This is a genomic window from Bradyrhizobium sp. STM 3562 (assembly GCF_045571435.1).
Lineage (GTDB): Bacteria > Pseudomonadota > Alphaproteobacteria > Rhizobiales > Xanthobacteraceae > Bradyrhizobium.
Genome location: NZ_CP120694.1, coordinates 4,326,713 through 4,348,603 on the forward strand (window position 1 = coordinate 4,326,713; position 21,891 = coordinate 4,348,603).

At 62.5% G+C, this 21,891-nt stretch carries 20 protein-coding genes; 10 read left to right on the plus strand and 10 right to left on the minus strand.

The window, feature by feature from the left end; translation table 11 throughout:
- Window positions 1-704: 704 nt before the first annotated feature.
- The 3 genes from P6U23_RS20060 to P6U23_RS20070 all read right to left on the minus strand — a co-directional run bounded on the left by P6U23_RS20060 (window position 705) and on the right by P6U23_RS20070 (window position 5,320).
- Window positions 705-2,168 (minus strand): SagB family peptide dehydrogenase, encoded by a 1,464-nt coding sequence (locus P6U23_RS20060; protein WP_407174212.1) that lies wholly within the window; start codon window positions 2,166-2,168, stop codon window positions 705-707.
- Window positions 2,169-2,183: 15 nt separating this feature from the next.
- Window positions 2,184-4,415: a TOMM precursor leader peptide-binding protein gene (locus tag P6U23_RS20065; RefSeq protein WP_407174214.1), complete on the minus strand. Its 2,232-nt coding sequence runs from the start codon at window positions 4,413-4,415 to the stop codon at window positions 2,184-2,186.
- A 731-nt stretch (window positions 4,416-5,146) separates the two neighbouring features.
- Window positions 5,147-5,320 (minus strand): hypothetical protein, encoded by a 174-nt coding sequence (locus tag P6U23_RS20070; protein WP_407174216.1) that lies wholly within the window; start codon window positions 5,318-5,320, stop codon window positions 5,147-5,149.
- Here P6U23_RS20070 and P6U23_RS20075 point away from each other — a divergent pair.
- Window positions 5,309-6,202, plus strand: a complete 894-nt coding sequence (locus P6U23_RS20075; RefSeq protein ID WP_407174218.1) for a VOC family protein — start codon at window positions 5,309-5,311, stop codon at window positions 6,200-6,202. The genes P6U23_RS20070 and P6U23_RS20075 overlap by 12 nt on opposite strands.
- A gap of 23 nt (window positions 6,203-6,225) precedes the next feature.
- Here the strand turns inward: P6U23_RS20075 and P6U23_RS20080 are convergent, their stop codons facing one another.
- Window positions 6,226-7,380, minus strand: coding sequence for an OpgC domain-containing protein (locus P6U23_RS20080; protein ID WP_407174220.1), 1,155 nt, complete (start codon window positions 7,378-7,380; stop codon window positions 6,226-6,228).
- 241 nt (window positions 7,381-7,621) lie between these two features.
- On the opposite strand from P6U23_RS20080, the gene P6U23_RS20085 reads away from it, so the two are divergent.
- The 4 genes from P6U23_RS20085 (at window position 7,622) to P6U23_RS20100 (ending at window position 12,595) form a co-directional block, all read left to right on the plus strand.
- On the plus strand, window positions 7,622-7,927 hold the full coding sequence (locus P6U23_RS20085; protein ID WP_407174222.1) for an ETC complex I subunit: 306 nt from the start codon (window positions 7,622-7,624) through the stop codon (window positions 7,925-7,927).
- 133 nt (window positions 7,928-8,060) lie between these two features.
- Window positions 8,061-9,665 (plus strand): carboxyl transferase domain-containing protein, encoded by a 1,605-nt coding sequence (locus P6U23_RS20090; RefSeq protein WP_407174223.1) that lies wholly within the window; start codon window positions 8,061-8,063, stop codon window positions 9,663-9,665.
- A 2-nt stretch (window positions 9,666-9,667) separates the two neighbouring features.
- Window positions 9,668-11,674 carry an acetyl/propionyl/methylcrotonyl-CoA carboxylase subunit alpha gene (locus P6U23_RS20095; RefSeq protein ID WP_407174225.1) on the plus strand — a complete coding sequence of 669 codons (2,007 nt, stop codon included), beginning with the start codon at window positions 9,668-9,670 and terminating at the stop codon, window positions 11,672-11,674.
- A gap of 12 nt (window positions 11,675-11,686) precedes the next feature.
- Window positions 11,687-12,595 carry a hydroxymethylglutaryl-CoA lyase gene (locus P6U23_RS20100; protein WP_407174227.1) on the plus strand — a complete coding sequence of 303 codons (909 nt, stop codon included), beginning with the start codon at window positions 11,687-11,689 and terminating at the stop codon, window positions 12,593-12,595.
- A 6-nt stretch (window positions 12,596-12,601) separates the two neighbouring features.
- On the opposite strand, the gene P6U23_RS20105 is transcribed toward P6U23_RS20100, so the two are convergent.
- The 3 genes from P6U23_RS20105 to dctP are packed head-to-tail and all read right to left on the minus strand — an operon-like array spanning window position 12,602 to window position 15,530.
- A complete protein-coding gene (locus tag P6U23_RS20105) occupies window positions 12,602-13,960 on the minus strand; it encodes a TRAP transporter large permease (RefSeq protein WP_407174228.1) in 1,359 nt (452 codons plus the stop codon).
- Entirely contained in the window at window positions 13,957-14,511 is a 555-nt protein-coding gene (locus P6U23_RS20110; RefSeq protein WP_407174229.1) for a TRAP transporter small permease, read from the minus strand. The genes P6U23_RS20105 and P6U23_RS20110 overlap by 4 nt, the downstream gene beginning before the upstream one ends.
- Window positions 14,508-15,530, minus strand: coding sequence for a TRAP transporter substrate-binding protein DctP (gene dctP / locus P6U23_RS20115; protein WP_407174230.1), 1,023 nt, complete (start codon window positions 15,528-15,530; stop codon window positions 14,508-14,510). The genes P6U23_RS20110 and dctP overlap by 4 nt, the downstream gene beginning before the upstream one ends.
- 361 nt (window positions 15,531-15,891) lie before the next feature.
- On the opposite strand from dctP, the gene P6U23_RS20120 reads away from it, so the two are divergent.
- Window positions 15,892-16,128 carry a pentapeptide MXKDX repeat protein gene (locus P6U23_RS20120; RefSeq protein WP_407181526.1) on the plus strand — a complete coding sequence of 79 codons (237 nt, stop codon included), beginning with the start codon at window positions 15,892-15,894 and terminating at the stop codon, window positions 16,126-16,128.
- 584 nt (window positions 16,129-16,712) lie between these two features.
- On the opposite strand, the gene P6U23_RS20125 is transcribed toward P6U23_RS20120, so the two are convergent.
- The gene (locus P6U23_RS20125) at window positions 16,713-16,997 is read right to left on the minus strand and encodes a hypothetical protein (RefSeq protein ID WP_407174232.1); all 285 of its coding nucleotides are present in this window, start codon (window positions 16,995-16,997) and stop codon (window positions 16,713-16,715) included.
- 30 nt (window positions 16,998-17,027) lie between these two features.
- Window positions 17,028-17,381: a DUF6481 family protein gene (locus P6U23_RS20130; RefSeq protein ID WP_407174234.1), complete on the minus strand. Its 354-nt coding sequence runs from the start codon at window positions 17,379-17,381 to the stop codon at window positions 17,028-17,030.
- Window positions 17,382-18,267: 886 nt separating this feature from the next.
- Here P6U23_RS20130 and P6U23_RS20135 point away from each other — a divergent pair.
- The 4 genes from P6U23_RS20135 (at window position 18,268) to P6U23_RS20150 (ending at window position 21,371) form a co-directional block, all read left to right on the plus strand.
- Window positions 18,268-18,600 (plus strand): hypothetical protein, encoded by a 333-nt coding sequence (locus P6U23_RS20135; protein ID WP_407181779.1) that lies wholly within the window; start codon window positions 18,268-18,270, stop codon window positions 18,598-18,600.
- 229 nt (window positions 18,601-18,829) lie between these two features.
- Complete coding sequence (locus tag P6U23_RS20140) at window positions 18,830-19,561, plus strand: hypothetical protein (RefSeq protein WP_407174236.1); 732 nt, start codon at window positions 18,830-18,832, stop codon at window positions 19,559-19,561.
- A gap of 514 nt (window positions 19,562-20,075) precedes the next feature.
- Complete coding sequence (locus P6U23_RS20145) at window positions 20,076-20,486, plus strand: EF-hand domain-containing protein (RefSeq protein ID WP_407174238.1); 411 nt, start codon at window positions 20,076-20,078, stop codon at window positions 20,484-20,486.
- Window positions 20,487-21,083: 597 nt separating this feature from the next.
- Window positions 21,084-21,371, plus strand: a complete 288-nt coding sequence (locus P6U23_RS20150) for a hypothetical protein (protein WP_407174239.1) — start codon at window positions 21,084-21,086, stop codon at window positions 21,369-21,371.
- A 144-nt stretch (window positions 21,372-21,515) separates the two neighbouring features.
- Here P6U23_RS20150 and P6U23_RS20155 read toward each other — a convergent pair whose 3' ends face one another.
- Window positions 21,516-21,677, minus strand: a complete 162-nt coding sequence (locus P6U23_RS20155; RefSeq protein ID WP_407174241.1) for a hypothetical protein — start codon at window positions 21,675-21,677, stop codon at window positions 21,516-21,518.
- Window positions 21,678-21,891: the final 214 nt, after the last annotated feature.

The window sequence follows — 21,891 nt, forward strand, 5'->3', positions numbered from 1 at the left end:
GTTCCGCACCGGCAAGGGGCGTATCGCGATCGTCACGAACGTGGCGCGGAATGCGGTGGCCGCGTGAGTGCCGACAGACGAGCGGCACTATTCGCGGACGGCGAAGTCGTGTGGTCCTGGCGCGCCCATGCAGGCGTCAAGTTGGCGACGATGCTGACGCATCGCGCCGGCGACGGTGGCAATCAAGCTGGTTCACCGAGGAGAGCGCGGAGTAAGCCGTAAACCATCGCGCAGGGAAGGCCGGTGTGACACCGCCTTACCTGTGGTTACTCCCGTGTGCGCTTTTGCGCACTTTTTTGCACACGGGGCCATGGGTGTGGCGAACACCCGGTCTTCCCTGCGCCCTCTGATTTCGAAGAGGGTGGTTATGAGCAAAGCTCGGGCGAAATGCGCCGCGGGAATGCGAACGCGTATCCTGATGCTGTTTGAAAATTGCATGCGTTTACGTCGCGACCCACAGGCACAGGCCATGGCTGTTGCGAAGCTCGATGACCCATCGGCCACGGACGGAGTCCGCTGTGACGACAGGCTGGCCAAACGAAAATGGATGCCCCCGAGCGTGCCCGGGGCGTCCTCCCGGGAGCATCCTCAAGTCAAAGCGGTATTCCGGGGAAGGAACGCCCGCGTGCGGATAGAAGAAGCTGATCGCGGCCCGCCCGTCTTTGCGCTGGATCAATGACAAAGCCAGAGGGGCCTTTGGCCGGTCAATCCGCGGCTTCCGCCTGGGCGCCGCGGCCGAGCGCAAACTGGCCGACCGGACCTTCGGCGTGGAACGGCAGCCCCGTCATCCTCGCGAACAGCTCGATATTGCCGGTGCCGATGGCGCAGCCGCCGAGGCCCATATCGGTGGCGGTCAGATAGAACGTCTGCACCATTGCTCCGACGTCCTTCAGAATCAGGGAGTAGGCGATTGCGCTGTATTTCCAGGACAAGCGCCCGAACCGTGCGGCAATGGTGATCAGCACTTGCGGCAAGGTGGCTGCATCCATGGCGAATTGCGCCGCGCCAAGCATGGCCTCCAATTCTGTCGCAGCAGCCCCGATCTCGACCAGCGCATGCGCGGATGCATCATAGTGATAGAAGCCGCGCGACAGGCCGGCGCAATTGGCGACAGCGAGATAGAGCTCGAGTTCATAGGCGCTGCCGGCGGACGGGTAGGGACGAGAGGTAAAGCCGACGACCGGGCCGTCGCCCTCAAAATCGACCGGGCTCTCCCAGCGCGACAGGACGCGGGCGGTGGTGTCGAGGAATTGGCCGAGCTCGGCGAGCGTGATCGGGTTGGCCTCGTCGAAGTCCCGCACCGAGTGGCGCTCGCGCAAGAGCTTTGGCATCGGCAATGGCGCGCGTGTCGGCGGCTCGAGCCCGATCAACTCGATCCTGTTGCCCGGCCAGCTTGGCCGCTCTGCCGGCAGCGGCGGGATCAGGCCAGCGTAAGGGTAGAGCCCGCCCAGCGGATTGGCCTGCCGCCCCTCCGTCGAGCGGGTGTGGAAGAGGAGATCGTGGAAGTCCCACAGCACGAGATTGTCGTCGCCTTCCTGCGGCCGCAGGCCGTCGCCGTCCTTGGCATCGAGCGTCAGGAGGATCTGGCAATCGGCGAGCAGCGCGAACAGCTCAAGCCCCGGAAATCCGCGCTGCTGCCGCAGGGTCGCAAGCTTTTGCGGCTTCGACAGTTGGGCAAGAAAGCTCGCAACGGTCGGATCGCAGATCTGAAACAGCGCGGCGGCGCGCGGCGACTCCAGGACCAGCGCATTGCCGCGGCGGCGCAGATAGGCAAAGCGGGACAGCACGACGGTATCGCTTGCGCGCAGCTTTGCGGCTTGCGGCCAGTAATCCGCAACCTGCGGCTCGATGACGGCGAGATGCTTGTTTCCGCGCGACAGCGGGTACTCGATCAACCCGCTGCGGGCAAGGCGCCGGACCAATGCCGAAATCTCCTGGTCGAGCGGTTTGCGGGCGGCGGCGAAAGACCCAAGCGGCAGGCCGGCGCGCAATCCTGCGGCCTGCTTGATCGCTCCTGTGCTGAACGGACCAAGGTCGAGCGGATAGCCGTCGACGCTGGCGGCGAGACGGCCGTCGGCCTGCGCCTCCAGGCGGACGCGCTCGTTCAGTCTTGCGGACAGCGTCGCGCTTTGCGTCTTTCGCCCTGGTTTCTTGGAAGGAGCACGCAAGGAATCCGGCTTCCGTCAGGTGTGCGGGAGGAACGGGGTCAGCTCGCTCTCCAGGCGCGGGCGGTCGAGCAGGCCGAGCTTGACGGGGATATCGTACAGCCGGCCAGGGCCGAAGCGGCGATAGAAGTGGCGCAAGCCGGGCACGATCACGCGCACAACCGGCACGCCGACGTCGGGGCGGGTCTGGTCGAGCACCAGAAAATCGTAACCCGCTTCGCGGGCGACATCGACGCACGCCTCGACCTGGCCGCGGCTGTTATCGGCGAGCTTGAGGCCCGGCGCAGGCGGTACGACCGGATTCTCGGCCGGGAGGAGGAACGGGTAGTTCTCGAGCCGCAGCGGGGTGACGCCGTCGAGCGACGGCTTCTCGCCGCTGGCGCCGCCCATCATGCCGATGGCCAGGAACTGGTTCAGCTCGGTCAGCGCGCGCAGCAGCGCAATGCGGCGATCGAAATGCGCGCCGGAGCCGAACTCGATGTTCTCGTGACCGTCCTGGATCCAATGCATGATCGCGACATAGGTCGGCACGCCGAGATCGCTGGTGACGTCGAGCACCCAGACCTTGCGTCCGGCAGCAGCGAACTGCGATCTGAGATCGCGGACATAGGAATCGTCGAACTGGTCGAGATCAAGCTCGGCACGGCGTACCTGATTGTACCACCAGATCGCGTAGGCATCTCGTTCCACGAGCTCGAGGAAACCCTGCACGATGGCTTCCTCCAGCGTATTGCCGGCGGCGCAGCCGTTCGAATCCGTATGCGCATCGTGATAGAAGAAATACGCGAGGCCCGTCGGGACGTAGCGGAAGCGGTGATCGCGGAGCGACCAGACCGGTGTCCATTCGATCTTCTCGGATGGATCGAGCGGCGGGGGCACCGGATGCTGATCGTCCGCTTGCGGATCGAGCCGCGTCTCGAACTGCCGTTGGCTGAAGAGCTGGACGTCGTTGGGAAGGATCGCTTCGCCCGGCGCGAAGTCGGTGAAGCGCCGCTTGAACCTGATCTCGTCGCCTTGGAAAATCCCGGAATAACGCTCGATCGCTTCCATCAGCGCGCTGGCTTCGGCCTGCTCCGCGGTCGAGCCCTTGCCGAAACTGCCGCCTTGCAACCCGGACCGGAGCTGGTCGAGGCTTTGCGCGGGGGCGGAGAAATTGTGCTGGGCGAAGAAGTTGGTGTTGAGCGGCAGGTCGGCCTGGATACGCTCGAGCTTCGTCACCACGCCGGTGAGCGGGCTCACATGCCTGCGAAAGCGCGCCACCGTGGCCTGCGAGGTGACGGTGCGATAGCCGCCGCTGGTCATGACCAGTTTGGCGCCGGGCCCGAGCTCGATCGGCTTCGGGGCGCGACGCGGGTTCTGCAGCTTCCGCTCGCCGCAATCGGGACATTGCGGCCGCTTTGCCACGTAGTGTCTTGCAACCGTCGCGCCCAGAAGGTCGAAGCTTGCGATGTGATCGTTAAGATCGGTGCGGAAGCCGGAGGCGATCGCCTTGGCGATTTCGACCGCGGCGAAGTGAACAGCGTTTTGACCAAAGGGCTTGCGCACGAGCGGCGAGACCGCAACGGGCCGCGCCGGTCCGCGCTCGAGAAAACCCTTGATCTCGCGATTCCTGATCATACGGTCGAAGATACAGGTCCAGCATGCGTTCTCCGGCGGATTGAACACCGGCCCGACCAGCGGAAAGACGCCGGACGGTTGGACCAGCAACCACGGCGTCCTGTCGGTCACACGCTGCTTGTTCAGTTCAGCGAGCCGCCGCTCCAGATAGTCGTTGACGAGCGTGACGGTGAGATCGGGCGAGCGATTGACGATGTTGACGCCGAGATCGCGCAGCGCCGTGCTCAGCTCCCTGGCGCCGTCCACATCGATCGCCTCGATGCGCACGCGACACTTCTTGAGAGCCTCTGCGGCGGCGGAGGGAGGAAGGCCGAGGCTCGCCCAATAGCCGGCCACAGGAGCGGTGAAGGAATTCGAAACGGGCACGACGTAGCCGCGCTCGATCAGGCGCTTGAGCGCTTCCTCGATCTGACCGTCCGGGAATTTGGGCTTCAGCTTGGCGAGGAGCTGTTGCTGGCTCTTTCCGCGGTCGCCGATCGTCTCTGCGAGCGCGCAATAGAGCGCGCCATGAAGGAAGAATTTGCGATCCTCGGAATAGAGACAGACGACATCGCCGGGCAGCACATAGGCGGTGAAATTCGGCGCGAACTGCAGAACGGCGTCGGCCTTCTGGGTGTTGCGTTTGGCGGTCATCGTGTCAGCACACGCACTCTATCGATGAAGGTCCAGCGCCGGCGCATGCCGGCTTCCGCGGCGAGCAGGCATTCTCGTCCAGACCGCGCGCTAGCATGTTTCGCCGTGCTTGGAAATATGCTCGGTCTGCGGCCGCAGAGGCTGCCAAGTCACGAGCGGCGAGAGCGCTGTGGCGGGCACATGAATTGGCCGGGTCCCTTATCGAGCCCGGCCAATGAAATAAGCGCTCGTTGCTGCGCAATCAGAATGCGCGGCGGTTTAGCACCAACGGCAGACGCCCCAAGACGCACAGCAGGCGCCGCAACCAGCGCAGCCGCCACAACGGCAGGCCCTGCAGCCGCAGCCGCGGCAGCCACAACCGCGGCAACCGCCACAGCGGCAGCCCCAGGCCATCTGCTGCACACCACCGGTGCCGCTCTCTTTATCGAAGAGATGGAAGGTCGCGAGGCTGACGTCGGCGATTTCCTCCTCGCCCAGAACGAAGCGCTGATTCGGCACGGTGTTCAGCGATTGCGGGACGTCTGCTGTGGGCATCGTAGACGCGGATGCGCTTCCTACCATAGAAAGGCCCAGTCCAGCGGCACCCAATGCCGGCACGGCAGCAGCTTTGGTCACGCGCTTCAGTTTCGAAGCTTGCTTCACCCGTGGCATCGTCGCATCCTCCATACCTGTCAGAAGTGTTTTCAAACTCCAGCCAATAAATTCTACGCTTGGCTCGTTCGCTAGGCAAGTTAGATGGCTTCACTAACTCGTTGTAGTGTATTCAGTTCCTGTTCATCTTGATGAATCACGCGCTGAATAAAAACGTTCACAATCATGAGCGCACGCGCGACGCGTGCAAGTTGCGATGCGTTGCCGCAATTGGTTGTTGAGGCGATCGGAGAGAGTTCTGAATGGTCGATCATCCCGCGACCTTTGCCTGGTACGAACTGCTGACGACCGATTTGCCCGCAGCCCAAGCGTTCTATCGCGACGTTGTCGGCTGGGATGTGCAGGACGCCTCCACGCCACAATTCGCTTACCGGGTCTTTAGCATCGACGACATGCCGGTAGCAGGCCTGATGGAGCTGCCGCCAGAAGGACGCGAAAAAGGCGCCATGCCGCGGTGGGTTGGTTACGTCGCGGTGCAGGACGTGGACGGCGCGGTGGAGCGGCTCAGAGATCTCGGGGGTGCGATATATGTACCGCCGACCGACAGCAATATCGGCCGCATCTCGGTTGTCGCCGATCCGCAGACGGCAACGTTCGCCTTGGCCGAAGGGCTCAAATATGGCGGTGCGCGTGCTGCAGAGGCGAGTGAGCTTGGCCGCGTGGGCTGGCACGAGCTGCTCGCCGCCGATGGCAAGTCGGCATTTGACTTCTACAGCGCATTGTTCGGTTGGGAGAAAGCGCGGGCTGAAGCGGCTCCGCTCGACTCGTATCAACTGTTTGCCGCGGGCGGGCGCACGCTCGGTGGCATGTTCACCAAGTTTGCCGCCACGCCGGTGCCGTTCTGGCTCTACTATTTCGATGTCGCCGACCTCGACAACGCCATGGAGCAAGTGAAGTCGGCAAGCGGCCGGATCGCGCAGGGGCCGGTCGAACTTTGGGACGGAACCTGGATCGCCCGCTGCATCGACCCGCAGGGGGCGATGTTCGCGCTGCAGGGCAAGCGGAATCCGGACTCGTCCGGCCGGTCCGGCGAGCCAGCGTCCGATGCAACGCTCGCCTGGTCCACCGCTTGGGGCGGTATCTCTTCCCGTGGCCGGCTGATTGGCGACAAGCCCAGGGGCAGGGGACGTCGTTGAAGCGCTTCGCCACCTACAGCCTTCTACGTCGGCTTGGGGGCTGCTGCCGCGGCCTTAGCCGCCGGCTTGTCCTGCCGTTTCGACCAGGAGATGTAGTAGGCAACCGTGGTCATGATGGCGATGCCGGCGACGCTGACCAGGACCTGCGCAAGGAACGAGCCGGAGCTGAGCGTCAGCGTGAAGTGTGCGACGAAGGACAGGAAAACACCGACACAGAACACCGCCAGGGACTGCTGGCCGCAGACGATGGCCGGATCGAAAACCGGCCACTCCAGGCCCGGCCAGGTCTTCGGAATGAAGCGCACCACCAGCATCGCGATGACGATGAAATGGAGGAAGCGATAGGGCGCCATATAGGTCTTATCGTTCGGATTGAACGTCGAATACAGCCAATCCGGGAACAGCGCTCCGAAGTCCGGAAAGCGGCCGGCCATGGTCATGATCAGCGCAAAGATCAGGTAAGCGATGCCGAGATAAAGCGCAGCCTTGGAATTGATGATCCAGGCTGCCCGCTTGGCGCCGCCGAGCGCGCACCACGAGCCGAACACGAACAGCACCTGCCAAGCATACGGATCGAAGTACCAGACGCCGGCGGGATAGGCAGTGAAATTCCAGCCGAAATGCCGGGCGACCAGCCAGAGCACGATCGACGCCGCCATGGTGAGGTCGGGCTGGCGCAGCATGAACCACAGCACTGGCGGGAAGAACCCCATCAGCACAATGTAAAGCGGCAGCACGTCCAGATTGACCGGCTTGAATTTGAGCAGCAGCCCCTGGCCGAGGGTCTCCGTGGCATGGTCGACGAGGCCTGCGACATTGAACTCGTTGATCAGCTCGGAATCCATGAAGCGCCGCGCCAGAAAACTGATCGCCACGATGTAGATCACGAACAGGATGACATGGGCGACATAGAGCTGCCAGACCCGCTTGGTGAGCCGGGTCGCGCCGACGATGAAGCCGCGTTCGATCATCATCCGCGCGTACACGAAAGAGGCCGTGTAGCCCGAAATGAAAACGAACAGGTCGGCAGCGTCGGAAAACCCCCAGTTCCGGGTCGTGATCCAGTTCACGACATTATCGGGAATATGGTCCAGGAAAATCGCCCAGTTCGCGATGCCGCGAAACAGGTCGAGGCGGAGATCGCGTCCTTTTTCCGGCAGGCTGGCGTTGATCTTCATGGGCGTTTCGCGGGTAAAGTTGTTTCTTGAAATTGAAGCCGGTGGAGCCCCTTGCCGCCTCAGCTTGCCACCCTGCTGTGTCGCGATTGTCACAGCGCGACAGAGTGACTATACCGGGAGGGCGAGGGTAACGTCCCGGGTCGAGGAATCACCGCTCAAGACCACGAGCGGTGGCTCTAGCCTATCTTGGACGTTTCGACCACGCCCTTCAATACGGCTTTTTTCGAGGTCCCGACCATCCATGACTGCACGGATTTTCAAGCCCGCCAAAAACGCCATGCAATCGGGTAAGGCCAACATCTTGGATTGGCAGCTCGACTATGAGCCGGAGCAACCCCGCGCCATCGAGCCCCTGATGGGCTGGACCTCCTCGACCGACATGAAGCAGCAGGTCACCTTGCGCTTCCATACCAAGGAAGAGGCTATCGCCTACTGCGAACGCAAGGGCATTCCCTATCAAGTGATGGAGCCGAAGGAGCCGGTCCGGCGCCCGGTGGCCTATGCCGACAATTTTTCGTTCCGGCGCGGTGAACCCTGGACGCACTAGCCGTTGCGGGGGGGGCGCTGCCAACCCCGCGGGCTCGGCCCGCGCGGCCACACCGGAGTTGCCGAGGCGGCTTTGCAATGACACCTTAACGCAAGCCGCCTTCGATTGCGGCATTTCATAAATCGCGAAAGCCATGCCGCTGCATTCCAATATCGATCCCGCATCACCGGATTTCGCGCGCAATGCCGAATCCATGCGCGCGCTGGTTACGGATCTCACCGAGAAACTGACGACCGTCGCGGGTGGCGGCGGCGAGGCTTCCCGAGCCCGGCATACGTCGCGCGGAAAGATGCTCGCCCGTCAGCGCGTCGACCTGTTGGTCGATCCGGGCACGGCCTTTCTCGAATTGTCGCCGCTCGCCGCTTACGGTCTGTATGGTGGCGACGTGCACTCCGCCAGCATCATCACTGGGGTTGGACGGATTGCCGGGCGCGAATGCGTCATCGTGGCTAATGATGCCACGATCAAGGGCGGCACCTATTACCCGATGACGGTGAAGAAGCACCTGCGCGCCCAGGACATCGCGCGCCAGAACAATCTTCCTTGCGTGTACATGGTGGATTCCGGCGGAGCGTTTCTGCCTCTGCAGGACGAGATCTTCCCTGACGAACGACATTTCGGCCGCATCTTCTACAACCAGGCGCAGATGTCGGCGCTGGGCATCCCCCAGATCGCCATAGTCATGGGTTCCTGCACGGCCGGTGGCGCCTATGTGCCGGCGATGTCGGATGAGAGCATCATTGTGCGCAATCAGGGCACGATCTTCCTTGGCGGGCCGCCCTTGGTGAAAGCTGCGACCGGCGAGGTGGTCAGCGCGGAGGAACTCGGTGGTGCCGACGTGCATTCGCGCCAGTCTGGTGTCACCGATCATTACGCCCAGAACGACGCGCATGCGATCGGGATCGCACGGCGCATCGTCGGCACGCTCAAGCCGCCGCGGCACAATGTGCTGAATATGCGAGAGCCGCGCGAGCCGCTATTTCCGGCGGAAGAAATTTACGGTGTGGTGCCGGTCGACGGTCGAAAGCCGTTCGACGTACGCGACATCATCGCGCGGATTGTGGATGGCTCTGAATTCGACGAGTTCAAGAAGCTGTACGGCCAGACGCTCGTCTGCGGCTTCGCTCATATCTGGGGTTACCCGGTCGGTATTATCGCAAACAACGGCATTTTGTTCAGCGAAAGCTCGCTAAAGGGCGCGCATTTCATCGAACTCTGCTGTCAGCGTGGCATTCCGCTGGTGTTCTTGCAGAACATCACGGGTTTCATGGTCGGCAAAAAATACGAAGCCGGGGGCATTGCGCGTGATGGTGCGAAACTCGTGACTGCCGTCGCAACGGCTTCGGTGCCGAAATTCACGGTCGTGATCGGCGGCTCCTATGGTGCCGGCAATTACGGCATGTGCGGGCGCGCTTACAGCCCGCGTTTCCTCTGGATGTGGCCGAACGCGCGAATCTCGGTCATGGGCGGTGAGCAAGCGTCCATGGTGCTGAGCCAGGTCCGGCGCGACAATATCGAAGCCAAGGGTGAGGCCTGGTCGGCGGAAGAGGAGGAGGCGTTTCGTTCGCCGATCCGCGCGCAATATGAAAGCCAGGGCAATCCCTATTATGCGACCGCGCGGCTATGGGATGACGGTGTGATCGATCCAGCCGACACGCGGCTGATCCTGGGGCTCGGTCTTTCCGCCGCCGCGAATGCGCCGATCGAACCCACGAAATTCGGACTGTTCAGGATGTGACGATGGATCGTTCCAAGTTGTACCGTCGCTTCCGCACGCTGCTCATTGCCAATCGCGGAGAGATCGCAGTCCGGGTGATCCGCACCGCCAAACGGATGGGCCTGCGCACGGTCGCCGTCTATTCCGAGGCTGACCGTGGAGCCATGCATGTCGAGATGGCCGACGAGGCCGTGTTGCTCGGCCCTGCGCGGGCCCGCGACAGCTATCTCGACATCGCGCGGGTGATCGAGGCCGCGCGCAAGACCGGCGCGGAGGCCGTGCATCCTGGCTACGGTTTCCTTTCCGAGAATGCGGAATTCGCACAAGCCTGTGCGGAAGCCGGCATCGTCTTCGTTGGCCCGACCGCCGAGATGATGACCGCAATGGGATCGAAATCCGGCTCCAAGGCTTTGATGGAAAAGGCCGGCGTACCATTGGTGCCGGGCTATCACGGCGAGGCGCAGGACGAGGCGATACTCGCGAATGCCGCCAACAAGATTGGCTTTCCGGTGTTGGTCAAGGCGTCCGCGGGCGGCGGTGGACGCGGCATGCGGATCGTGCGCTCGGCAGACGAGCTTTCTGCCGCGATCGTTAGCGCCAAGCGCGAGGCCAAGGCCGCCTTTGGCGACGACCGCCTCTTGATCGAGAAATTCGTCGACAATCCCCGGCATATCGAGGTGCAGATCATCGGCGACAGTCACGGCAATCTGTTGTCGCTGTTCGAGCGCGAATGCACCTTGCAGCGGCGGCACCAAAAGGTGATCGAGGAGGCGCCATCGCCGACGCTCAACGCCACCCAGCGTGAGGCGGTCTGCGCTGCCGCGCGGAAAGCCGCGGGCGCGGTCAACTATGTCGGCGCTGGCACGATCGAGTTCGTTTCGGACGGCAAGGATGTGTTCTTCATCGAGATGAACACCCGCCTGCAGGTCGAACATCCGGTGACCGAGCTGATCACCGGCATTGATCTCGTCGAGTGGCAATTGCGCGTCGCCTTCGGCGAAAAGCTGCCGCTGAACCAGGATCAGATCAGGTTGAACGGTCACGCCATCGAAGCGCGCATCTATGCGGAAAATCCCGCCAGGAATTTCATGCCCTCGGTCGGGAAGATCAGCGCTTGGCGGCATCCCGAAGACAGCGAGGGTTTGCGCATCGATGCTGGCTATCGGGCGACCGATACGGTCTCGCCCTATTACGATGCCATGCTTGCGAAGATGATCGCCTGGGCGCCCACGCGCAGGGACGCGATCGAGCGGCTTAACCGGGGTCTGCAGGGGACCGACATCCGCGGCGTGATCACCAATATTCCGTTTCTCGCGGCATTGATCAGCCATCCGCAAGTTGCTGCCAACACGATCGATACCGGCTTCATCGAGCGCGAATTGGAGGCGTTGACGCCCGCCCCGCCACCTGCGGGCGAACTCGAACTGTGCGCGGCCGTAGCGGCGCTCCTCGGCGGGGAAGCGGAGGTGGCAAAGGCCGTGGCGCATTCGCCCTGGCAGAGCTTTGGCTGGATGCCGGTCGGCCGCCGCGAGCGGGTATTTTCGTTTCGGCAAGGCCACGGGGCTGAGCGAAAGGTGACGCTGCGCTATGGCAAGGCGCCTATGACGCTTGCGATCGACCGCCGCGAGCATACTTTTGCGTTTAGCCGAGCCGAACGCGACAGCTTCGATCTCACGCTCGACAACGTGAGAACGCCTGTGGTCGCGATGATCGACGGACATGAGCTTTACCTGCGGACCCGCAACGGGCGCTTCGAATTGCATTGGGTCGATCCGTTCGGCGGCGAAACGGAGGAGCAGACCGGCGAGGACAAGATCATGGCGCCATTGCCCGGAACGGTCGTCGCGGTACTTGCACAGGAGGGTGCTAAACTGGACAAAGGCGCCCCGATCCTTACGCTGGAAGTCATGAAGATGGAGCAGACCCTGCGGGCACCGTTTGCCGGCGTCCTGAAGGCCGTTAGGTGCAAGGTCGGCGACATCGTGCAGGAAGGCGCGGAACTTGCCGAGGTCGAGCCTTCGGGCGAATGAGCCGGACATCGAATGAGCGACGTGCGCATCATCGAAATGGGGCCGCGAGACGGCCTGCAGAACGAGAAGACGCCCATCAGCGTCGCCGACCGCATCGCCTTTGTCGAGCGGCTGGTTGATGCGGGCTTGCGTACCGTGGAGGTCGGCGCCTTCGTCTCGCCCAAGGCTATCCCGCAAATGGTGGGGTCGGATGAGGTGCTACGCGGCGTCGGCCACATTGGAAACGCCGAATTCCATGTTCTGGTCCCGAACGAGAAGGGCTACGAGGCCGCGCGTGGCGCGGGTGCCAAAGTCGTTTCGGTCTTCGCCGCGGCTTCGGAAGGCTTTTCCCGCGCCAACATCAATTGCTCGATTGCGGAATCGATCGAGCGCTTCAAGCCGGTGCTGGCCCGGGCGAAAGCTGATGGCCTCAAGGTGCGCGGCTATATTTCTTGCGTGCTCGGCTGCCCGTTTGACGGCGAGATCAGGCCGCAGGCGGTGGCCGATGTCGCAGGAAAACTGTGGGAACTCGGTTGTTACGAAATCTCGCTGGGCGACACGATCGGAGTTGGCACGCCGCTCAAAGCCAAGCAGATGCTGCGCGCGGTTGCCGATCACGTGCCTGCGGCCAACCTCGCGATGCATTTTCATGACACCTATAGCCAGGCCTTGGCGAACCTGTATGCCGGCATGGAAGAGGGCGTTCATGTGATTGACGCCGCGGCGGGCGGGCTGGGCGGCTGCCCATACGCGCCGGGAGCCACCGGCAATGTGGCGACCGAAGACGTGGTCTATATGCTCGAGGGCATGGGAATCAGGACGGGCGTCGATATGGAAAAGTTGCTGGCGGCGACCAATGAGATCAGCCGCCTGCTCGCCCGCCCGCCGGTCAGCCGCGTGGCCACGGCGCTGAATGCGAAGAAGAGACGGGCAGTCACCTAGCACGTGCTATCTCGCCCCCTCCGGCCCCATGATCAGGTCGGGCAGCCAGGTCGAAATCTCCGGCACGAAGCACAGCACCAGAACCGCGGCCATCATCAACAGCACGAACGGCAGTGTCCCCCAGATCACCTCGCGCAGGGGAATATCGGGCGCGACGTTGCGGATAACAAAGATGTTGAGCCCCACCGGCGGGTGGATCAGTCCCATCTCCATCACGATGGTCATGATGATTCCGAACCAGATGATGTCGAAATTAGCCGCCCGCAGCGGCGGCAGGATGATCGGCGCGGTCATCAGGATGATCGAGACCGGCGGCAGGAAGAAGCCAAGCACAATGACCAGCAGCAGGATCGCCGCAAGCAGCTCCCAGCGCGGCAGGTGCATCGCGACGATGGCTTCCGCCGCCGACTGCGAGATGTGCAGATAGCTCATCACGTAGGAATAAAGCAGCGACATGCCGATGATCAGCATCAGCATGGTGGATTCGCGAATGGTCGAGGTCAGGATCGGGGCAAGATCGGTCGGCCGCCACACGCCATAGATCATCGCGATCAGGCCGAGCGCTAAGATCCCGCCGAGCCCAGCGGTCTCAGATGGTGTCGCGTAACCGCCGTAGAGCGCGATCATCACGCCCGTCAACAGCAGCACGAAGGGAAGGACGCGGGGCAGGGCGCTGAACCGCTCCGCCAGCGTGAACTCGTCACGGGTGAGAATGGCAGCGGGCGGTCCGCCCTTCTTGTAGACGGCTTCGGCTGCGGCATATTCCCGGCGGAAGCGGATCACGGCATAGGCGCCGAACAGTGACACCAGCAGCAGCCCCGGCCCGATGCCGGCGAGAAACAGCCGGCCCAGCGATTTCTCCGCGGCGACCGCGAACAGGATCATGGTGATGGAGGGCGGCAGCAGGATCCCGAGGGTGCCGCCGGCGGCGATGATGCCGGCCGCGAACCCGCCGGAATAACCGCGCTTGCGCATCTCCGGGATTCCGGCCGAACCGATCGCGGAGCAGGTCGCGGGCGAGGAGCCCGCCATCGCCGCAAACAGCGCGCAGGCAAACACGTTGGCAACGCCAAGGCCGCCGGGCACGCGGTGCAGCCACGCATGCAGTGCTGAGTACAGATCCTGACCGGCACGGGACTTGCCGATCGCGGCGCCCTTCAAGATGAAGAGCGGGATCGACAACAACGTGATCGAGGCCATTTCCTCATAGACATTCTGCGTCACCGTATCGAGCGAAGCGGTGGGCATATAAATGCCCATGAACACGACGGCGACAGCGCCGAGCGCGAACGCGATCGGCATACCGGAAAACATCGCAACCAGCGTTGCGACCCCGTAACTCAAGCCAATGCCGAACACACTCATCGGCGCGAAGCCCCCGCAAGCGGCGTGATGATCTGCAGCAAGAGCTGCAGGCACAGAAGCGTCATGCCGCACGCCATCAGCGCATAGGGAATGGCGAGCGGCGGCGACCACATCGAGTTGGAAACTTGGCCGTCGACATAGGCTTCCTGCGTCAGGGTCCAGGATTTCCAGGTGAAGAAGGCGCAGAACAGGAAGCTGGCGACATCGACGAGCCAGAGGCGGATACGATTGGCGAGCGGCGAGAGCAGCCCGACGAAGGCTTCGATGCTGACATGACCGCGTTTTGCCTGCACGTAGGCCGACGTCATGAAGGTGGCGCCGACGAGCAGGAACACCGCGGCCTCGTCTTGCCAATAATTGGCGGCCTGAAACAGCGCGCGGCCGATCACGCTGTAGCTCAAGATCACGCAGGCCGCGATCAAGGCGATCGCGGCGAAAACGAGAATGACGTTGTTGAGCAGCGCGAGGCCGCGGCCGAGAGCGGCTACCAGCGCGTTGCCGGTGGCCGCCTCGGAGGCGTCCTCACGACCCGGAAGGGGACCGTGGATCATGTGTTGACGTTGGAGGCCAGTTTCAGAAGGTTGGCAGCGGTTGCGGTCTTGGCCCCATAGTCCTTCCACGCAGTGTCGCGGGCGATGTCACGCCATTTGTTGACGGTCGCGAGATCGAGCGGAGCGACCTTCGCGCCGGCCTTCTCGTAGACTTTGGCGACCTCGACATCATCCTCCTGCGCGCCCTTACGCCCGAAGGCCTCAAGCTCGCTGCCGACCGCGACGATGATGTCCTGGTGGTTCTTCGGCAGCTTGTCGAACACCGCCTTCGACATCATCAAGGGCTCCAGCATGAACCAGTAGGACGCGCCCGCGCCCGAGGTCAGCGCCTTGGAGACTTCCTCGAGCCTGAACGAGATCAGGCTGGTCGACGAGGTGATGCCGGCGTCGCAGGCGCCGGTCTGCATCGCCTGATAGATTTCGTTCGATGGCACCGACAGCACGGAGGCGCCCGCCGTCTGCAACACCATGTCCATCTCGCGTGAGCCGCCGCGCACCTTCATGCCCTTGGCGTCCTCGGGTGCGACGATCGCCCGTGACCGGCTGGCGACACCACCCGCCTGCCAGACCCAGGAGAGCAGAATGATGCCTTTATCGGCGAGAAAATCGCTCAGTGCCTTGCCGACCGGCTCCGTCTTCCAGCGCATCCCCTGATCGTAGGTTGCAACCAGGCCGGGCATCAGGCCGATATTCGTCTCCGGCAGTTCGCCGCCGGCATAGGGCATTGGATAGAGGCTGATATCGAGCGCCCCCTTGCGCATCGCGGAGAACTGCGCGTTGGTCTTGATCAGGGAAGAATTGGGATAGATTTCGGCGGAAATGTCGCCGCCGCTACGTTTTGCCACCTCAGCGGCAAACATGCGGCAAAGCCGGTCGCGGAAGTCGCCCTTGTCGATGGTGCCGCCGGGGAACTGGTGCGAGATCTTCAGCGTGGTTGCGGCCTTTGCGGTGCCAACTCCAAACCGGAGGATGGCGGGGGCAGCCAGCGCTGATGCGATGAGATGACGGCGTGTAAGCATGGAAAACGTCCCCTTTAATGCAACCGTTGAGCAGGTTTTCAACCCGGCCTTGTGCATCACCTTAGCCGGAATGCAACCCGCATTTCTCTAATCTGATAGTTGGAACCTCGCCGCGATTGGCGGCGACACTTTGTTGCGGCGCACACCCGCTCCAACCCCTGCCGATGTGCGCGCGCACTAACACGTCCATCACGGGCGAAATTGTGTCGAAGCGGCAAAACCACCCCCTGCGCCGGCCGCAAAAAAGCCCGGACTGCGAAAATTTTACAGATCGCCGCGTAACAAACCTCGCTGTGGCGGCGTCGAGCAGGGAGGCGGCGTCAGTCGCTTGCAAAAATCAGCTCTCGAAGGGATGACCATCATGACCATTTGCACTCGGATCGCGCTCGCTGTTTCGGCCGCCGTGGTGTCGCTCAGCCTGACGCTTGCTCCCGCAGCCTTCGCCGATGACACCATGAAAAATGACACGATGTCCAAGGACAGCATGTCGCATGACAGCATGAAGAAGGACACCATGTCGAAGGACAGCATGAAGAAGGGCGATGCGATGTCCAAGGACGGCATGAAAAAAGATGACGGGATGATGAAAAAGAACTGAGCGCCGCGCGCCAATTCTTCGTTCTGGCAAAAGCCAGGGCTCATATCGCGGTCAGGTTGCCGTGTTCGGTGGCAGGTCGCTGTCACGACAACCACGGCCTGTGGTCATGGGTCCTGGCTTTTCGCCATGACGACGTCGGAGAGACGTTCCGATTCAATTTTCAGACAGCGTAGGTCGCAATGGCGTCTAACGATGGAGAGACAAGAGTCCGCATTCTCGCGGCGCCGTTCGCGCCCGAGCTGTGCAAGCGTCTGTCCCTCCAAGGATACAGAGGGTGCAGGGAAGGCCGGGTGCCCGCCGCACCCGCGGCCCCCGCGCAACAAGAACGCGCGGGGCAGAAGCCACAGGTTAGGCGAAAGCAGTCCGGCCTTCCCTGCGCGAGTGGTTTACGGCTTATTTCGCGCTCTTCTCGGTGAACCGGCTTGTTTGCCACCGTCGCCCGCGCATCATCTTGCGCGGACTTGGCGCCTGCATGGGCGCGCCAGAACCACACGACTTCGCCGTCCGCATCAATGCCGCACGTCTTACGGCATATCCGCGGCCACCGCATTCCGCCCCACGTTCGTGACGACGCGTAACGCCCCTCATGTCGGCGCGGAACGGGCGTAGTAATCCTCAATTTCTGAAAAAACGAAAGCGGAATATTTTTGCGGAAGATCTTGAACGCACTGATCCGCTTGAAGTGCTTTGCGAAATTGGCTTTTACGCGCGCTGATTTTTCGGGATGTTTTTTCCGAACGATCGACGTCGCATCCGCGAAATCGAACAGATTGCGCGTCGGAGTGATTTGCCCGACGGGCTTCTCCGTTATCATTCCGGGCTCGCGCTTTGCGCGTCCCGGAATGACGGCTGCGGGACAATTCGGCCATGAACAACTCTTCCGGCCGGTCGTTGCGAACCTACTTCCGCTTGCCTCGCGCTTTACGCGCGGCGTAGCGCGCGTCGCGCTTGGCTTTCTGTTCGGCCAGAAGCGCAGCCTGCCGTGCGGCTTCTTCTTCCTTTTCCCGCGCAATGCGCGCGGCTTCGAGCGCTGCGGCCTCCTCCTCGCGGCGCTTCTGTTCCGCCTTGGCGGCCTCGCGCTCCTGTCGCACGCGCTCACGGTTGGCGGCGATCGCCGCGCGCTCGGCGCGGCGTCGCGCGACCTCGGGATCATCGGGGCCGGGCTGCTCGCGGAATCTCTTGAGAAGATTTTCCCGCGCGCGCTGCGCCGCTTTCTGCCGGTCTGCGAAACCGGGTTCTTTGAATCCACTCATCGAATGGGCCTTGTTACGTCACTCTTCGTTGTTGCAATTGGCTGTGTCGCGCACCGCGAGGTCGGGCGCGAAATCGGCAGGGATTTACCGCGTCGCGGGCTGAGAAGCCACCACCTTGCGCGCGCGTTGCCTCATCAAAATCGAACAAAAATTGCCGAATTGTGATTTCATTCACAGGTACTTGCGCGAACCCCTGCCTAAGGTGCGGCTGCTCAAAGAGGAGTAGCGGCCATGGCCGTTCCATCGCAAAATCGCAAGCCAGTTGCGTGGATCGTTTGGGTGGCGGCTTGTGCGGCAGGTATTGCAGTTGCGCTCAGCTATCCAAGGCCGGTCTCCCATCCGGTTCTCGGCGCCGGCTGGCATTGCAGCCGCACGGCTTTCCTGACGCGTTGCGTCCGAGATGACCACAAGTCGCCTGTCGTCGACAGCAGCCGCCATGTCGAGAGGGCCGTGCTTCGGCGGGTGTGAGCTCAGGCGGTAGTCCCGCCTGTTACCCTCGATTTGCTTGTGAGCTTTTCCCTCACGTAGAGCGCGATCATGCCGTTGCCGGCATTGAGACAGGGGGCGGTCCAGACCTCCCCAGTGGTGATCGTCGCTTGGCTGATGCTTCGCCGCGACAGGCGGATTGCGGAGGCGATGACTTTGCCGGCGCCGCATTCGGTGGTGCAGCCGATCGAGCGGCAATCATTGCCGTCCCGCGTCTTGGCATAAAGGCTGGCTGCGGCCGGTCCAGGTGGACCTTGGGCGCCGGTGCGTCCTGGCGACCCGGCGGGGCTGGCCGGATGGGCGGCCCCGGATCTCCCTTGTCGTCTTGAGGCCCTCCGACGCGCGCGGAGAGGGGAGCCACGATCGCGCAAAGCACCGCTAAAGCAAAAAGGCGGCGCGAATGGCATTGATGGCCTTCTCCCGGTGGCGCCCGTTTCGCATGAACCTTGCCTTGCGGGAACCGGTCGACGTGAAATCACCACAATTGCGCTGGCCGGCAAAGCGCGTACCCCTATGTTGGGCGCGGAGCAAGACGGCAGAAGGCGGCGAACGGACCATGGCTGAACCTGAACAAGGCGATAATCGCCGTGGCGCGATCGTTGGGCTCGTAATCGCTGTTCTCTTGCTTGGCGTGGGCCTCTGGCTCGCGCGCGAGCTCGGCTCGGCCAGCAAGCTGCAGGATTGCGTGATGTCGGGCCGGACCAATTGCAACGTGATCGAGCCCGCGCGATAAGGGCCTTGAGTGCGGATTCGCTAAGCGCGATCCGGCAGCCGACGACGCAAAATTGTCTTGATCTTACATATTTGTAACAAGACAAAGCGCGAGAAGCTGTCAGCAATGGAGGCGTGCCCGTCTCTTGACGTTTGAGAGCTGGGGCACGCTATGGGATTGGGCATGACTTGTTCGGAAGGCCACTATCCGCTCTTCCGGATCATGCTCTGATGAAGGGGGAATGCGAGACATGAACGCGTCCAGCCGAACAAGACTGGTCTTGCCGCTGATTTCGCTGATGGCTGTATCGGCCGTTCCGGCGCAGGCGCAGGAATCGAAATTCGGGAATCCGGGCCAGCCGCCAGCCAATCAGGCCGCGCCGGGAAGGCCGGCCATGCAGGCCCATCCTGCGCGTCCGGGCGGCGGTGTTGCGCCGGGCAGGGCCGCCGATGCGCGTTTCGCGCGCGGTGCGGTCGTGGCGCGCGACTTTGGCGGCCATGCCTATCGTGGCCGCGTCGACTGGCACGGCGGCCGCTGGCGCCATGAGATGCACGACGGCCGCATGGGCTGGTGGTGGGATGTCGGCGGCGTCTGGTATTACTACCCCGAGCGAATGGACGGGCCGCCGACTTACATCTCCGACGACTATGCCGACGACGTGGTTTATGCGGATGCGCCGCCGCCCGGCGTCTATGCGCCGCCAACTGCGGCCTATGCGCCTCCGCCGCCACCTCCACCGCCGCCCGCGCCGGATCCGGGTGCGAGCGCCCTTGGCGGCGCGATTGTCGGTGGCGTGCTGGGCGGGCTGTTGACCGGGCACGCTTCGGGTGCGGCAGCCGGCGCCGTCATCGGCGGTGCAACCGGCGCGATCGCCGGCGCTACCGCTGCGTCCCGGCCCGGCTACTATCTTGCGCAGGGTAATTGCTATTACCGCTATCCAAACGGCCAATACGTGCAGGCCGATCCGCGCTGGTGTTATTGAGCGGAAGTCACCGTTGAAATTCTGCGAAGCCGGAGCGCGCGAAAAACGCGCTCCGGCTTTCGTTTGTCCGGCGCAGGCGCGATGCACGATGAGATCATGATCCGATTAGACCGAATCGGATCATGATCTCACCTCTTTGTTTGAGCATGATCTTTTCGGAAGACCGGTTTCCACTTTTGCGGATCATGCTCTTGTCGCTGGGAACGAGGTTCGGACTGAGCAGTGTGCCGAAATTCTAGCCGCGTGTGTTAAGTGCATCACACAACGCCGCCGCGAATCGGCTTATCCTGCAGACCTTTCTCCCTGGACTGGACCCGTCGCGAATGGCGGGCCCTTTTTGATCCGGCAACTGGTCCCAGTCCGCGCCTGCTCTCCTGACATCGACGACGTCATCGCCTCGTTCGCCGCCGCGCGTTCTTTTGCACCCGGGCAGCGCATCACAAGCCTTAGGATCAATATCATTCGCGCCGAATTAATCGGGCCTGGAAGCTGCGTTCTTCTGAGGAGGTTCCAAATGTACAGGCGCGTCCCTCTGCTCACGATACCCACTCTCATTCTGGCATTTGGCGCGTCCGGTGCGATGGCACAGGACCGCATGATGCCCGCGCCAGACCAGCAACAAGTGCAATCGCACCCAATGGGCCAGGAGGGTGCCGGCCCGATGGGAGGCCAGGGAGGCATGATGCGGGAACACACGATGGGTCGGGGTATGATGGGAGCCGGCATGATGGGCCACGGCATGATGGGCCCGCCCCCGATCATGTTGCGCATCATGTTCGCCCTGATCGATACCGACAGCGACGGCACCATCTCCCTGCAGGAGTTTCAGGCGGCGCACGAACGAATCTTCAAGGCCATGGATGCCAACAAGGATGGCACACTGACCCTGGAGGAGATGCAGGCGTTCATGCACCCGCAGCATTAGAGCGAGTCTTGCGGGCCGTTCACGTTGCTGGAGATGCGGCCGCGGCCGGTGGAGTCTTGGGATCCGGAAGATGAGGTCGTAAGCGATCCCCGGGTCGCATCTGCTCTCTCTCTCTCGCCTCTCGAGCGGAGAGGCCAATGCCATCATCAAGCCGCTCGGCAGTCGCGCAGCGTGCCGCTTTATGAAAGAGCCGTGTCGCAGTGCCTTGCCCCGACTACCAAGCGTCGATCATATTTGAGTATCACTCATGCTTACGGCGGCGCTTGATCAGCCAATAGACACCGTAGCCAACTGCGAGGATCGGAAGACCTGCGCCAGCTATTGGCCCGGGGGCTCCCTTGAGATGGCCGGGGGCGTTCTCGCAATTCCCACGGTCGTTACAAGCTTTCGCGGGCGGCGCAACCATTGTCAGGGTGAGGGCCAAAAGCGCAGCGGAAATGCCAGAGCCGATTCCCATTTGATTTCTCCTTGCACTTCGAGCAAGTGTTAATAATTTAAATTAAATATACAAATAAAAATTAAACTATTTTAATTTAAATGAGGTTCCAGGCATTTTTTTGCTGGCGGTGCAATCCTTCGTCAGGATCGGGAAATTGAGTGAATACGTCTGCCAAGACGCGTCAAATCGTTGAAACCGGCCTGTTATCTCTTGCAGTTCGCAGCGCATTGACGGCCGCCGGCCCTGGTGATCATCATCTTGGCCGCGTGGTCGCCTGCTACGGCAGTGGAGGGCAGCCAATGATAAAGAATATCGTGGTCGGATGTACCATCGTGTCCTTGATGTTCATGGTGCTGCTTGCCTTCGCCCAAGAGCACCATGAGTGCTGGAACGGGCACTTGGTCAAAATATTCAAGCCCTGCGGATCGCTCAGCCCTTCGATGTGAGCGCCGAGCGTGCGGGAGCGCGCGATCGCCGCAATCACCGCCCCGCTGTCCTGATGCGCCAAATCACCGACAACATGCCCGATCGCGCAATGATCGTCGGCAAAGGGTCAGCGCGGCCAGCCGCGACCTTGCTGCGAGCAGCCTTCACCGCACCAGCGCCACCACGACAGCCACGATGAGCGCCAACATCGCAACCACGAGTGATTTGCGGGCGAGGCGCGCGGCACGACCGGCATCTGTCGCAGCGCTCACGGCCGTCATTCTTGCGAGCTCGATCCGCTCTTGTTCGAGTTTTCTGTCGCTCATTTTCGTCGTCGCCGCTGGCGCCTTGCCCGGCTCCGCATGGGCCGGACTGTCGTTTGGTCTATATGTTCCCATTTTGTTCTTATTGCAACTGGAGAATGGCCAGCGAGAGCTCAAGCGGATATGGCCTGCCCGGGTTCGCTGTCGGCGTTGGGCTGGTCCAGCCGCGAAACTGGCGAGGCGCAGGCCTCCTCGTCCGCTTGAACGGCGGGAGATG

Bases quoted from the DNA above. Each gene is read 5' to 3' on its own strand.
- P6U23_RS20070 (WP_407174216.1), bottom strand. From the start codon at position 5,320: ATGATCGACCATTCAGAACTCTCTCCGATCGCCTCAACAACCAATTGC.
- P6U23_RS20130 (WP_407174234.1), bottom strand. From the start codon at position 17,381: ATGAGTGGATTCAAAGAACCCGGTTTCGCAGACCGGCAGAAAGCGGCG.
- P6U23_RS20075 (WP_407174218.1), top strand. From the start codon at position 5,309: ATGGTCGATCATCCCGCGACCTTTGCCTGGTACGAACTGCTGACGACC.
- P6U23_RS20110 (WP_407174229.1), bottom strand. From the start codon at position 14,511: ATGATCCACGGTCCCCTTCCGGGTCGTGAGGACGCCTCCGAGGCGGCC.
- P6U23_RS20120 (WP_407181526.1), top strand. From the start codon at position 15,892: ATGACCATTTGCACTCGGATCGCGCTCGCTGTTTCGGCCGCCGTGGTG.
- P6U23_RS20140 (WP_407174236.1), top strand. From the start codon at position 18,830: ATGAACGCGTCCAGCCGAACAAGACTGGTCTTGCCGCTGATTTCGCTG.
- P6U23_RS20125 (WP_407174232.1), bottom strand. From the start codon at position 16,997: ATGGCCGAATTGTCCCGCAGCCGTCATTCCGGGACGCGCAAAGCGCGA.
- P6U23_RS20085 (WP_407174222.1), top strand. From the start codon at position 7,622: ATGACTGCACGGATTTTCAAGCCCGCCAAAAACGCCATGCAATCGGGT.
- P6U23_RS20155 (WP_407174241.1), bottom strand. From the start codon at position 21,677: ATGAGCGACAGAAAACTCGAACAAGAGCGGATCGAGCTCGCAAGAATG.
- P6U23_RS20145 (WP_407174238.1), top strand. From the start codon at position 20,076: ATGTACAGGCGCGTCCCTCTGCTCACGATACCCACTCTCATTCTGGCA.
- P6U23_RS20065 (WP_407174214.1), bottom strand. From the start codon at position 4,415: ATGACCGCCAAACGCAACACCCAGAAGGCCGACGCCGTTCTGCAGTTC.
- dctP (WP_407174230.1), bottom strand. From the start codon at position 15,530: ATGCTTACACGCCGTCATCTCATCGCATCAGCGCTGGCTGCCCCCGCC.
- P6U23_RS20095 (WP_407174225.1), top strand. From the start codon at position 9,668: ATGGATCGTTCCAAGTTGTACCGTCGCTTCCGCACGCTGCTCATTGCC.
- P6U23_RS20090 (WP_407174223.1), top strand. From the start codon at position 8,061: ATGCCGCTGCATTCCAATATCGATCCCGCATCACCGGATTTCGCGCGC.
- P6U23_RS20135 (WP_407181779.1), top strand. From the start codon at position 18,268: ATGGCATTGATGGCCTTCTCCCGGTGGCGCCCGTTTCGCATGAACCTT.
- P6U23_RS20105 (WP_407174228.1), bottom strand. From the start codon at position 13,960: ATGAGTGTGTTCGGCATTGGCTTGAGTTACGGGGTCGCAACGCTGGTT.
- P6U23_RS20080 (WP_407174220.1), bottom strand. From the start codon at position 7,380: ATGAAGATCAACGCCAGCCTGCCGGAAAAAGGACGCGATCTCCGCCTC.
- P6U23_RS20100 (WP_407174227.1), top strand. From the start codon at position 11,687: ATGAGCGACGTGCGCATCATCGAAATGGGGCCGCGAGACGGCCTGCAG.